The organism is Amycolatopsis echigonensis (assembly GCF_002846615.1).
Lineage (GTDB): Bacteria > Actinomycetota > Actinomycetes > Mycobacteriales > Pseudonocardiaceae > Amycolatopsis > Amycolatopsis echigonensis.
Genome location: NZ_PJMY01000003.1, coordinates 3,494,868 through 3,506,975, shown reverse-complemented (window position 1 = coordinate 3,506,975; position 12,108 = coordinate 3,494,868). Strand labels below are relative to the sequence as shown.

Here is a 12,108-nt window from a genome sequence, read left to right as displayed (position 1 = left end):
CGGACGCGGGTACGGCACGCCCCGTGATATGCGAGGTCAGGCGGGGTCAGCCAAACAGCCCCTTCACACTGCTCACCAGGCTAGCGATGAACTCGATCGCGACAATTCCGAACACGATGAGCAACACCACGGCGAGCACTACGCCGGCCGTGCTGCTGGAGGGACGCCCGAAACTGGGCATGCTGATCGAGGGCATCCCGCGCCGGCTCTGCCGTTCGGCGAGCTCCTCCTCGATGTCGTCGTCGGCGATCTCGGCGACCCGCTTCGGCCGCGGCCGGGGCACCCTCTTCAACAGCTGAGGAGCCTTGGTCGGCCACGTCCGCTGCCGGGGCAACAAGCCCAGCGGAACCAGATCCGGCCGGCCGGAAGGCGGAATCGGATTCGGCGTCTTGACGACGTCCTTCTTCTTGGCTTCCTCTTTCAGCGCGGCCTCGACCATCCGCTTGACCTCTTCAGGGTCATGCTGGACCGGCTTGGCAGTAGGCAACGGCCGGGGCGCGCGGCCGGACGCCATCTCGAACCCGGACAACGGATCGGAGAACCGCTCGCCCCCGACGTCGCCGGCCAACGTCCCGTCCCGGTCGGGCCCGGAGGCGGGAAAGAACGGAGTCCCGTCGCTCGTGCTCATGGTGACCACCTCACTACGGAATGTCCGCCGAGTCCAGTGTCGGCGAGAGTACCGGCTCCCGCATCCGCCCAATGGCCGCAGAACCACTAGTACCCGCGCCCGCGAGGAGGCACGCCACCCGGACCAGTGACCGCTGATGGACGGCGGTGTGGCGGGTGGTGGCTGGGTCGGTCTGGGGTCGGGTTCTGGGGGTGGGTTCTGGGGTGAGACAGGGTCGAGTTTGGGAAGGGGGCCGGGTTGACCGCGGTGGCGGCGTGGCCGGTTCGGCGGGCTCGCCGGAGCGACCTGGCTGGCCACGCCGACAGGCTCGCCGAAACAGCTGTGCTGGCCCAGCCGAGGGGTCGCCGAAGCAGCCGCGCTGGCCAAACCGACGAGCTCGCCGAAGCGACCGGCTGGACAGATCGGCGGGAGGGCCGGGCCAGCAAACTGGCCGGATTGACCAGCTTGCCTCACGGAAGCCGATCCTTGGCCTGACCAAACCGGGCGGCGATGGCCGCAACTCTGCCCAGCCGCGACCCGCGCGCGCACATCTCCCGGCTCCCGGCTCCCGGCTCCCAGCTCCCAGCTCCCAGCTCCCAGCTCCCAGCTCCCAGCTCCCAGCTCCCAGCTCCCAGCTCCGGACGAGCCGAACCGGTCTCACCCCTCCAGGTCAAGCATGACTGCGCACCGCCTCCACGATCCATGCCTCCGCGGTCCCCCGGGTAGCCGGAGACCACGTCACGACCCATCCGCCGCTGCCCCTGGGCGCGGCGCGGAACTGATACCTCCCCTGGTCGTTGTCCACCAGCCCGAACGCGCCGTGCGGGTACTCCGCCAGCACCGCGTCCCGCACCGCCAGGTCCACCAGGACCGTTCCCTGCCGGGGCCGGGCCACGGCTTGCCGGATGACGTCCAGGTCTCCCCACGCCTCCCGCGGGATCAGGCCGCTGTCGTCCGTCTCGATGCGCACCGAGGGCCCCGGACCGGGCGGACGGTCCGGCAATCCGTCGAACACCCACCCCGGCAGCGCGCTGAGCATTCCGGACCGCAGCCGCGCCCGGCGGCCCAGTTTGCTCATCACCGTGGTGAAGTCCTCGTCTCCGAAGAACCGCACCTCCCACGGTTCCTCGCTCGCCGGGAACACCCCGGTGACCACTCCCCGGATGAACCCGCCGCGCAGCACTCGGTACAGCTCGACCGCTTCGGCGGTCACCTCGCCGTCTGCGGCGAGCCCGAGCGCGGCCATTCCGGCGACGAATCGCGTGTACTGCTCCACCTCCTCGGCCAGCCCGGCGCCGAGCATCGGCCCGAACGACTGCCGGACTTCCTCGGCGAGGCTCAGTCCGGAAGCCGCTCCGGCGGACTCCTCCTCGGCCAGCACGGGCGGCACCTCGAAATGCGGGTCGTAGAACTCCATCACCGAAGGCCGCTGCGGCATCTCGGCCCGCAGCGGTCCGATGACCTCGTCGATGACGTCGAAGACGACGGGTGCTGAACTGCTCACCCCGTCATTGAACACCCTGGTACCGACAATTTCTCGAACTTTTGTTCGAATGAACCCATCCGTGCGGCGAGCGGTCGGTCAACGCCGGGCACCCGCTCATCGACACGCATCGCAGGCGCGAGGAAACCGACCGTCACCACGAGCGCGCCGACCACGGCCAGCGTCCAGTGCAGGCCGATCCCGCTGCTCAGGCCGCTGACCAGCACCGGCCCGGCGAGAAACCCGAGGTACCCGCACGCCGCGACAGCCGCGATCGCCCGGCCCGGCGCGTCCGGCTGTTTGCGTCCGGCCGCGCTCCACGCGAGCGGCACCATCCCGGACACCCCGAGCCCGACCACGGCGAACCCGACCACCGAGACCACCGGAACCGGAACCGCGACCACCAGCAGGAACCCGGTGACCGTCACCGCGGTGGCGGCCCGCATGAACAGCACCGCACCCACGCGCTCGACGACCCGGTCGGCGACCACACGCACGGCGATCATCGTGATCGAGAAGGCGAAGTAGCCCAGCGACGCGACGGCCGCGCTCGCCGTGGTGACGTCCCGGAGGTACACCGCGCTCCAGTCGTTCACCGTGCCTTCCGCGACGAAACCGCAGAACGCGATCACCCCCAAGGGGATCAATGCCTTGCTGGGCAAGGCAAACGCCGCCTCGCCCTGTCCGCGATCGGCACCCGGCAGGAACTGCGAAGCCGCGAAACCCGCGAGCACCAGCAGCACCACGCCAGCGACGGTGAAGTGCACTTCGATCGGAACGCCCCAGACCTCCATCAGCGCCGCGGCACCCGATCCCGCCAGTCCGCCGATGTTCCAGAAAGCGTGGAATCCAGCGAAAATCGGCCGCCCGTAAGCCTCTTCGACGCGCGCGGCGTGCGCGTTCATCGAGACATCGAGCAGGCTGTTGCCCACTCCGAGCACGACGAGCGCAGCAACGAACAACGGCACGTCCGGCGCGAAGGCGACGAGCGGCAGCCCTCCGCACAGCACCGCGGCCCCGCAAAGAACCCCGCGCCGGCTGCCGATCTTGGTGATCAACGGCCCCGCGGCCAGCAGGGCGACGACCGAACCGGCGGCGAGCCCGAACAACCCGATCCCGAGTTCTCCGGCACTGAGGCCGAGTTTCGCTTGTACCGCAGGCACTCGAGCCGCCCACGACGCGAATGCCGCACCGCAAACCGCGAAGACTACGGAAACCGCGGCGCGAGCACGCTGTGTCTCCCCCATCCGTCCCCCTGACACGAGAAAGGGCCACCCGGAGTGTTCCAGGTGGCCCTTTTCGGATCCTCGTTACTTCGACTTCGTCGCGGTGCTGCTGCGCTTAGCCGGTGCCTTCTTCGCGGTAGTCGACTTCGCCGCCGCGGACTTGGTCGCGGTCGACTTGCTAGCGGTGGACTTCGCCGGTGCCTTGCGCGTTGTGGTCCGCTTCTTCGGAGCCGGGCCCTTCGCGCGCTTCTCCGCCAGCAGCTCAGCCGCACGCTCCGCGGTGAGTTCCTCGATGCTGTCGGACTTTCGCAGCGTCGCGTTGTACTCGCCGTCGGTCACGTACGGGCCGAAGCGGCCGTCCTTGACCACCATCGGCTTGCCCGACACCGGGTCGTCGCCGAGTTCCTTCAGCGGCGGCTTCGCGGTCGCGGACCGGCCGCGCTGCTTCGGCTCCGAATAGATCTTCAGCGCCTCTTCCAGCGTGATCGAGAACAGCTGTTCCTCAGTCTGGATCGACCGCGAGTCCGTGCCCTTCTTCAGGTACGGCCCGTAGCGCCCGTTCTGCGCGGTGATCTCCTCGCCCGACTCCGGGTCCTTGCCCACGACACGCGGCAGCGACAGCAGCTTCAGCGCGTCGTCGAGCGTGATCGTCTCGATCGACATCGACTTGAACAGCGAGCCCGTACGCGGCTTCGGCTGCTTCGCCTTCGCGGCCTTCTTCTGCGCCGCTGTGGCGTCCTCGGGCAGCTCTGGTTCCGGCAGCAGCTCGGTGACGTACGGGCCGAAGCGGCCTTCCTTCGCCACGATCTCGTGTCCGCTGACTGGGTCGGTGCCCAGCACGCGGCCTTCCTGCGGCGTCGCGAAGAGCTTCTCGGCGATCTCCGGCGACAGCTCGTCCGGCGGCAGGTCCTCGGGCAGGTTCGCCCGCTGCGACTCGCCGTTGACCTCGCGCTCCAGGTACGGACCGTAGCGGCCGACGCGCACCACGACCTGGTGCCCTTCGGCGTCGCTGAACATCGGGATCGAGTTGATCTCGCGGGCGTCGATGCCCTCGACACTGCCGTCGACCAGCTTCTTCAGCCCGCCGAGGCGGCCGACCGAGCCCTCGACGCCGAAGTCGCCGCCGAAGTAGAACTTCGACAGCCATTCGACGCGGTGCTCGTCGCCGTTGGCGATGCGGTCCAGCTCGTCCTCGAGACCGGCGGTGAAGTTGTAGTCCACCAGCCGCTCGAAGTGCCGTTCCATCAGCCCGACCACGGCGAACGCGACCCACGAGGGCACCAGGGCGGAGCCCTTCTTCCACACGTAGCCGCGGTCCTGGATGGTCTTGATGATCGACGCGTACGTCGACGGGCGGCCGATGCCCAGCTCTTCCAGCTTGCTGACCAGGCTCGGCTCGGAGTAGCGCGCGGGCGGCGACGTGGAGTGGCCGTCCGCGGACAGCTCCGGCGCGGTCAGGCCCTGGTCCTTGACCAGCACCGGAAGCCGGCTCTGCTTGTCGTCGGCCTCGCCGCCGGCCTCGGTGTCGACTGCCTCGACATACGCCTTCAAGAAGCCGGCGAAGGTGATCGTGCGACCCGAAGCGGCGAAGGTGCATTCCTCACCGGTCGCCGCGGTGCCGACGATGCGCACCGACATCGTGGTGCCCTTCGCGTCCGCCATCTGCGACGCGATGGTGCGCTGCCAGATCATCTCGTAGAGCCGGAACTCGTCGGTGTCCAGCTCTTTCGCGACCTGGCCGGGCGTACGGAAGACCTCGCCCGACGGACGGATCGCCTCGTGCGCTTCCTGCGCGTTCTTCACCTTGCGCGTGTACTGGCGCGGCGACGGCGAGACGTACTCCTTGCCGTACAGCTGCGTCGCCTGGTTGCGGGCGGCAGTGATCGCCGACTCCGACAGCGTCGTGGAGTCGGTACGCATATAAGTGATGTAACCGTTCTCGTACAGCTTCTGCGCGATCCGCATCGTGCGCTCGGAAGTGAAGCGCAGCTTGCGGCCCGCTTCCTGCTGCAGCGTGGACGTCATGAACGGCGCGTAGGGCTTGCGCGTGTACGGCTTCTCTTCGACGCTCGCGACCTTGAAGTCACGCTCGTTCAACGCCTGGGCCAGCGCCCGCGCGTCCGACTCGCCGAGCACGCGGACGTCCGCGGCGTTGCCCTTGAGCTGACCGTTGGAGTCGAAGTCGCGACCCGTCGCGAGACGGGAACCGTCGACCGCGACGAGGCGCGCGGGGAACGTACGCGGCGAAGCGTCGGCACCGGCGTCCATGGTCGCCGAGATGTCCCAGTACGACGCCGAGGTGAAGCGCATCCGCTCGCGCTCGCGCTCCACGACGATCCGCGTCGCCACGGACTGCACGCGGCCCGCCGAGAGCTTCGGCATGACCTTCTTCCACAGCACCGGCGAGACCTCGTAGCCGTAAAGCCGGTCGAGGATGCGGCGGGTCTCCTGCGCGTCGACGAGGTCGGCGTCCAGCTCGCGGGTGGCCGCAGCGGCGGCCTGGATGGCCTGCTCGGTGACCTCGTGGAAGACCATCCGGCGCACCGGGACCTTGGGCTTCAAGGTCTCCAGGAGGTGCCACGCGATGGCCTCGCCCTCGCGGTCGGGGTCCGTCGCGAGATAGAGCTCGTCGACGTCCTTCAGCAGCCCCTTCAGCTCGGTGACCTTGGACTTCTTGTCCGGGGTGACGATGTAGAGCGGCTTGAAGTCGTTGTCGATGTCGACGCCGAGCCGGGCCCACGACTCGCCCTTGTACTGCGCGGGGACGTCGGCGGCGCCGCGGGGCAGGTCCCGGATGTGCCCGACGGAGGACTCGACGACGTAGTTGCCGCCGAGATAGGGGGCGATCTTGCGGGCCTTGGTTGGCGACTCGACGATCACCAGTCGCCTTCGATCGGCACCGTTGCCCCCGGTGCCGCTCTTCTTGGTCCGTGTTCCTGCCACGCTGCCCTGCTCTCCACTCATCTCCGCGCCGCCGCAGCGGCGCTCTCCCCCCTGCACCAGAGGGGTACTGCGCCCGCGTCTCGACCTGTCAGTGTGCACGTCCCCGGTGTCCGCGCAGCGTCGAGGTGCCCTGACGAGCCGCCGGGTACCTGCCCGTCGGATCGCCGCTGACCTCGGCGATGTTTCTCCTCCACACCTAGCACGTGATGTCGGACACGTGCCGTGCAGGGTAACCGGTCATACCACCGATACCCTCCGTTAGACGGTGGCGGGTCCCCGGACGGCAACGGTTCACTGATTCCTCCCCTCGGCCGAAAGGAACCCACCATGATCCGCCGACTGGTTGGCGCCGCGATCGCCGTCACGGCGACATTCGCGCTGGTCACCGCCCCCGAAGCGAGCGCGGCGACCACCACGTTCACCGGTGCCGTGGCGCTGTCCAACTGCTCCGGTTCGGTCGTGAAACCGGCCGCCACGCCGATGGACGCGCCCGCGATGGTGTTGTCGAACGGCCATTGCCTCGAGGAAGGCATGCCCGAACCGGGTCAGGTGATCGTCGGGCAGGCCTCGAACCGCTCGTTCGACCTGCTGTCGCCGGACGGGCAGAGCTCGGTGGGCACCGTGACCGCGACCAAGGTCGTCTACGCCACGATGACCGACACCGACATCTCTCTCTACCAGCTGAGCGACACCTACGCCGACATCCAGCAGAAGTACCACGTCCCGCCGCTCGAGCTGGTCAACAGCCACCCGCAGGCAGGCACGCCGATCGACGTGGTGTCCGGGTACTGGAAGCAGATCTACTCCTGCTCAATCGACGGTTTCGTGCACGAACTGCACGAGAACAACTGGGTTTGGAAGGACTCGATCCGGTACGTGCCGGGCTGCGAGACCATCGGCGGCACGTCCGGTTCGCCGGTCGTCGACCGCAACACCGGCAAGGTCATCGGCGTGAACAACACGTCCAACGACAACGGCGAGCGGTGCACGCTGAACAACCCGTGCGAGGTCGACGAAGCGGGCAACGTGACAGTGCGGCCGAACTACAAGTACGGCGAGGAGACCTACGGAATTCCGGCCTGCCTGACCTCGGCCAACGAGATCGACCTCAACCAGCAGGGCTGCACCCTGCCGAAACCGTAAGACGATCCCGGGAAGGTCCCTCGTCGCCTCGCTGCGCGACGGGGGACCTTTTCTCTGCGCGGCTACCCCACAGCCTCCAGTAAATACTGTGAGGAACTCTCCGCCGGAGCGCCGCGACGCGCTTCGCCGGGCGTCCGTTCGCGGCGTTCCCCAGCCGGCGGCAGCTCCGGCCACGCCGCTTCCGCCCCGGCCGGAGGTTCGCCGATCAACTCCAGGAGACCGGCCAGCTTCCGCCGCCCGCTGACGCGCACCGCGGGCTGCTCCGCCTTCGGTCCGAGCAGCCGCGCCTGGACGCCCAGCGGCGCGAGCACGGACAGCAGCTCCTCGTGCGTCTCCGGTGCCAGCGGATCGACGCCCAGCAGGTAGCCACCGGGTTCGGGACGGCCGGCCGCCAGCGCCCACATCCGCAGCATCGCGCCGCTGAGCCGGAACCCGCCGGGCACCGCCTTGCCGGAGTCGTCCTCCGCCGGACCGGTGTGTCCCGGCCGGAGCCATTGTTCGGCGAGGCCGAGCAGATCGACCCGGAACGACGTGCGCACCTGCGGACGGCCGCATTCAGCCACCGCGACCTGCGCGTCCGCACCCCGCCTGCGGCATTCCCGAGCCAGCACGCGAGCCCGCCACGGCTCGTCGACCAGCACCGACAGCCGCGCCGCCGTGCGGCCGAACCCGGTGATCTGCCCTTGGCAGCACAACAGCCCGGCCAGGTCGGGCAGGCCCGGGCCGGTCGCCTCCGCCGAGAACAGCGAGATCGTCCGATCCACGTCGCGATGATAGAACACAAGTTCGATTGAAGGCGAGCGTCACGGCGAGATTTTTCCCGGACACCCAGCGTTATCGGCATAGTTATACCGGCAGTGTCGAACCTGGGGAGCGAGGATGTTCGAGATCGCCGAACGCGTCCAGATCCGGGACGAGCTCATCGCCGCCGCCCGCCAGGACGCCGACATCGCGGGTGCCGCAGTGGTCGGATCGGCCGCCCGCGGTGCCGAGGACCGCTGGTCGGACATCGACCTCGTCCTCCAGCTCGCGCCGGACGCGGACGAGCCCCCGGTCGTCGCACGCTGGACTCGCTCGATCGACGATAAGTACGGAGTCGCCGACACCCTCGACGTGGCCTCGCGTGAGGGGGTTCGCTACCGGGTCTTCCTCCTCGGCTCCTCGCTCCAGGTCGACTTGTCGTTCTGGCCCCACGAGCTTTTTCGCGCCACCGAGGACGGCTTTCAGCTCGTTTTCGGCAAGGCCAACGAGCCGACCAGCGCCGCGGAACCGGGCAGCGAGCAGGCGATCGGCATGGCGTGGCTGTACGCCTTGCACGCCCGCTCGGCCATCGCTCGCGGGCGGACGTGGCAAGCCGTTCTGATGCTCGACGACCTTCGCAACCAGATCATCACGTCGGAATGCCTGCGGCACGGCTTGAATCCTTGGCACGGACGCGAAGTCGACCGACTGCCTGCGCCGGTGCTGGAGAGGTTGCGAGACGGCCGGGCGGCGTCGGTCAGCTTGACGGAACTCGAGCGCTCTCGACTGGCGCTGCTTCAGCACTACCTGGCCGCCGTCGCACACCACGACGCGGAGCGGGCCATCGCCCTTCGGCGTGCGCTCGGTCCCGCTCAGCGTGGCGCGGGCGGGACCACCAACTGCTGACAGCCCGCCGCGCGCTTGCCCGCCGCGGACAGGGCTGGCGTCGCGTCCAGGCCCTTGAGGACGTCGAGCCGGGAAATCTGGTCGATCGCCGTTTTGGCGTCGTCCAGCGCCGCTTTCACCGCGTCAGGATTGTCGGCCGCGGCGAGTTTGCCGCGGACCTCGTCGGCCTTGTGCCGTACCGAAGTGAACTGGCCCAGCAAAGCCGTGCGCGCCGGTTCGCCGCCGGGCAGCGGTGCGGGGCCGACTCGGTGCAGCCCGGACACAGTCTGGTCGATCCCGGTGGCGACCGACGCCAGAAGATCGCTCGAAGTGCGGGTGGCCTTCTCGGACGAACTCGGGTCGATGGAAGGAAGATTCGCCAGCGCACGAACCAGATGCGTGACCGCTCCGCAGTATCCGTCTGCCCATTTCGCGGCCGGATCCGTTTGGCCCGCCGCCTCCGCGTGCCCGCCGGAGACGACCTGCTCAGCCGGCGGCGGAGCTTGCCCGCAGCCCGTGAGTCCCAAGCCGATTCCTGTTGCCAGCGCGGCTAAACCGGTCCACCGCGGCCGCACCCGCACCACTCCTGTCCGTCGGAACCCGTGTCCTGGCCACGGTACCGACCCGTCGACAGTCCGCAACTCGCCCCGGGTCGCGGACGCGAACGGGCCCGGCACGCACAAGGCGTGCCGGGCCCGAATGGAGCAACGCGTCAGGCTTTCGCCGCCGCCGGAGTCTCCGACATGACGCTGCCGCGCCGCTTGGACACGACAATCGCCGCGACGATCACCGCGACCGCGACGACCGCGATCACGATCCGCCACGTCGTGTCCGCGCCGCCGCCGAGCGTCAGCGTGACCACCGCGGGCGCGATCAGCACCGAGACCAGGTTCATGACCTTGATCAGCGGGTTGATCGCGGGACCGGCGGTGTCCTTGAACGGGTCGCCGACGGTGTCGCCGATGATCGTCGCCTCGTGCGCGTCGGAACCCTTGCCGCCGTGGTTGCCGTCCTCGACGAGCTTCTTGGCGTTGTCCCAGGCGCCGCCCGAGTTGGCGAGGAAGATCGCCATCAGCGTGCCGGTCGCGATCGCGCCCGCGAGATACCCGGCAAGCGCGCCGGTGCCGAGACCGAAACCGACCGCGATCGGCGCGAAAACGGCCAGCAGGCCGGGAGTCGCCAGTTCCCGCAGCGAATCGCGAGTGACGATGTCGACGACCTTGCCGTACTCGGGCCGCGTGGTGCCCTCCATGATCCCCGGGATGTCGCGGAACTGGCGGCGCACCTCGTACACCACCGCGCCGGCGGCACGTGAAACCGCGTTGACCGCGAGACCGGAGAAGAGGAACACCACCGCCGCGCCGACGATGACGCCGACCAGCGTGTTCGGGCTCACCACCTGGTTCACGAACGAGCTCACCGCGGTGACCGCACCCTCGCCGCGTTCGGCGACGGTCTTCGCGATCGCGTCCGAATAGGACCCGAACAGCGCCGTCGCCGCCAGCACCGCGGTAGCGATCGCGATGCCCTTGGTGATGGCCTTGGTGGTGTTGCCGACCGCGTCCAGTTCGGTGAGGATCTGCGCGGCCTTCTCGTCGACGTCGCCGGACATCTCGGCGATGCCCTGCGCGTTGTCCGAGACCGGGCCGAAGGTGTCCATCGCCACGATGACGCCGACGGTGGTCAGCAGGCCGGTGCCGGCCAGCGCCACCGCGAACAGCGCGACGCCGCCGCCGAGCAGGTAAGCGCCGAACACGGCCGCGCCGATCACCAGCGCGGTGTACACGGCGGACTCGAAACCGACCGAGATGCCGGACAGGATCACCGTCGCCGCACCGGTTTCCGACGTCTTGCCGACGTCCTGCACCGGCTTGTGCTCGGTGCCGGTGTAGTAGCCGGTGATGCGCAGGATCAGCGCGGCGAGCACGATGCCGATGATCACCGAGACCGTCGCGATCACCGCCGGGTTGCCGGTGTTGTGCGCGTAGCCCTCGCCGAATTCGGCGAAGCTGTTCGGCAGGTACACGAACGCGGCGATCGCCGACAGCACCGCGGAAATGACCGCGGAGATGTAGAACGAGCGGTTGATCGTGACCAGGCCGCCCTCGCCCGCGCGCGCCTTAGTGATGTAGACGCCGATCACCGCGGTGATCACGCCGATGGCGGGCACGATCAGCGGGAAGATCAGGCCGGACGCGCCGAACGCGGAGCTGCCGAGGATCAGCGCGGCGACGAGCATCACCGCGTAGGACTCGAAGAGGTCCGCGGCCATGCCCGCGCAGTCGCCCACGTTGTCGCCGACGTTGTCGGCGATCGTCGCGGCGTTGCGCGGGTCGTCCTCGGGGATGCCCTGTTCCACCTTGCCGACCAGGTCAGCCCCGACGTCGGCGGCCTTCGTGAAGATGCCGCCGCCGACACGCATGAACATGGCGATCAGCGCCGCGCCGAAACCGAAGCCCTCCAACACCTTCGGTGCCTGGCCGGTGTAGACGAGCACCACGATCGCCGCGCCGAGAAGGCCGAGCCCGACGGTGATCATGCCGACCACGCCGCCGGTGCGGAACGCCACGCGCATCGCCTTCTCGCGGCCGCCTTCCTCCCGCGACGCGGCGGCGACGCGCAGGTTCGCCTGCGTGGCCAGCCACATGCCGAGGTAGCCGATGGTGAACGAGAACGCCGCCCCGACGAGGAAGAAGATCGACCGGCCGATCCGTTCGCTCCAGTCGTCCGCGGGAAGCGCGAACAGGAGCAGGAACACGATCACGCCGAAGATGGCGAGGGTGTTGCGCTGCCGCTTCAGGTATGCGGCCGCACCTTCCTGCACTGCCTTGGCGATGTCCTGCATCTTGGCGGTGCCCTGGCCCGCGGCCAGTACCTCCTTGAGCAGGACGTAACCGATGGCCAGCGCGACAAGGGCGACCACGGCGACCACACCGACGATGGTGTAGCCACCCCCGGAGAGCGTGATACCGCCCTCCGCGAGGAACTGCCGGGACATTCGTCCTCCTGGGAACGCCGTCTGGCCAGCGCGGGCCCGTCGTACCCGGCGCGCCTGCACTGGCGGGGATCTGTGCCGAAGG

At 69.0% G+C, this 12,108-nt stretch carries 9 protein-coding genes; 2 read left to right on the top strand and 7 right to left on the bottom strand.

Annotated features, from left to right (window positions below):
• Window positions 1–46: 46 nt before the first annotated feature.
• The 4 genes from ATK30_RS21520 to topA all read right to left on the bottom strand — a co-directional run bounded on the left by ATK30_RS21520 (window position 47) and on the right by topA (window position 6,280).
• Window positions 47–628, bottom strand: coding sequence for a hypothetical protein (locus tag ATK30_RS21520; RefSeq protein WP_220817616.1), 582 nt, complete (start codon window positions 626–628; stop codon window positions 47–49).
• A 649-nt stretch (window positions 629–1,277) separates the two neighbouring features.
• Window positions 1,278–2,126 (bottom strand): ESX secretion-associated protein EspG, encoded by an 849-nt coding sequence (locus tag ATK30_RS21510; protein WP_101440979.1) that lies wholly within the window; start codon window positions 2,124–2,126, stop codon window positions 1,278–1,280.
• Window positions 2,108–3,337, bottom strand: a complete 1,230-nt coding sequence (locus ATK30_RS21505) for an MFS transporter (protein ID WP_208637388.1) — start codon at window positions 3,335–3,337, stop codon at window positions 2,108–2,110. Before ATK30_RS21505 ends, ATK30_RS21510 begins: the two co-directional genes overlap by 19 nt.
• Window positions 3,338–3,400: 63 nt before the next feature.
• Window positions 3,401–6,280 carry a type I DNA topoisomerase gene (gene topA, locus ATK30_RS21500; RefSeq protein ID WP_208637387.1) on the bottom strand — a complete coding sequence of 960 codons (2,880 nt, stop codon included), beginning with the start codon at window positions 6,278–6,280 and terminating at the stop codon, window positions 3,401–3,403.
• Between the two features lie 306 nt (window positions 6,281–6,586).
• On the opposite strand from topA, the gene ATK30_RS21495 reads away from it, so the two are divergent.
• Window positions 6,587–7,402, top strand: a complete 816-nt coding sequence (locus tag ATK30_RS21495; RefSeq protein WP_101437131.1) for a S1 family peptidase — start codon at window positions 6,587–6,589, stop codon at window positions 7,400–7,402.
• A 62-nt stretch (window positions 7,403–7,464) separates the two neighbouring features.
• Here ATK30_RS21495 and ATK30_RS21490 read toward each other — a convergent pair whose 3' ends face one another.
• Window positions 7,465–8,166 (bottom strand): hypothetical protein, encoded by a 702-nt coding sequence (locus tag ATK30_RS21490; protein WP_101440978.1) that lies wholly within the window; start codon window positions 8,164–8,166, stop codon window positions 7,465–7,467.
• A 115-nt stretch (window positions 8,167–8,281) separates the two neighbouring features.
• Here ATK30_RS21490 and ATK30_RS21485 point away from each other — a divergent pair, with 115 nt between their 5' ends.
• Window positions 8,282–9,049 carry a nucleotidyltransferase domain-containing protein gene (locus ATK30_RS21485; RefSeq protein ID WP_101437130.1) on the top strand — a complete coding sequence of 256 codons (768 nt, stop codon included), beginning with the start codon at window positions 8,282–8,284 and terminating at the stop codon, window positions 9,047–9,049.
• Here the strand turns inward: ATK30_RS21485 and ATK30_RS21480 are convergent.
• Entirely contained in the window at window positions 9,016–9,555 is a 540-nt protein-coding gene (locus ATK30_RS21480; RefSeq protein ID WP_244194684.1) for a hypothetical protein, read from the bottom strand. The genes ATK30_RS21485 and ATK30_RS21480 overlap by 34 nt on opposite strands.
• A 185-nt stretch (window positions 9,556–9,740) precedes the next feature.
• Entirely contained in the window at window positions 9,741–12,026 is a 2,286-nt protein-coding gene (locus ATK30_RS21475) for a sodium-translocating pyrophosphatase (RefSeq protein ID WP_101437128.1), read from the bottom strand.
• Window positions 12,027–12,108: the final 82 nt, after the last annotated feature.

Excerpts from the sequence above, each read along its gene's own strand:
- ATK30_RS21475 (WP_101437128.1), bottom strand. The coding sequence starts at position 12,026 with ATGTCCCGGCAGTTCCTCGCGGAGGGCGGTATCACGCTCTCCGGGGGT.
- ATK30_RS21505 (WP_208637388.1), bottom strand. The coding sequence starts at position 3,337 with ATGGGGGAGACACAGCGTGCTCGCGCCGCGGTTTCCGTAGTCTTCGCG.
- ATK30_RS21495 (WP_101437131.1), top strand. The coding sequence starts at position 6,587 with ATGATCCGCCGACTGGTTGGCGCCGCGATCGCCGTCACGGCGACATTC.
- ATK30_RS21520 (WP_220817616.1), bottom strand. The coding sequence starts at position 628 with ATGAGCACGAGCGACGGGACTCCGTTCTTTCCCGCCTCCGGGCCCGAC.
- topA (WP_208637387.1), bottom strand. The coding sequence starts at position 6,280 with ATGAGTGGAGAGCAGGGCAGCGTGGCAGGAACACGGACCAAGAAGAGC.
- ATK30_RS21485 (WP_101437130.1), top strand. The coding sequence starts at position 8,282 with ATGTTCGAGATCGCCGAACGCGTCCAGATCCGGGACGAGCTCATCGCC.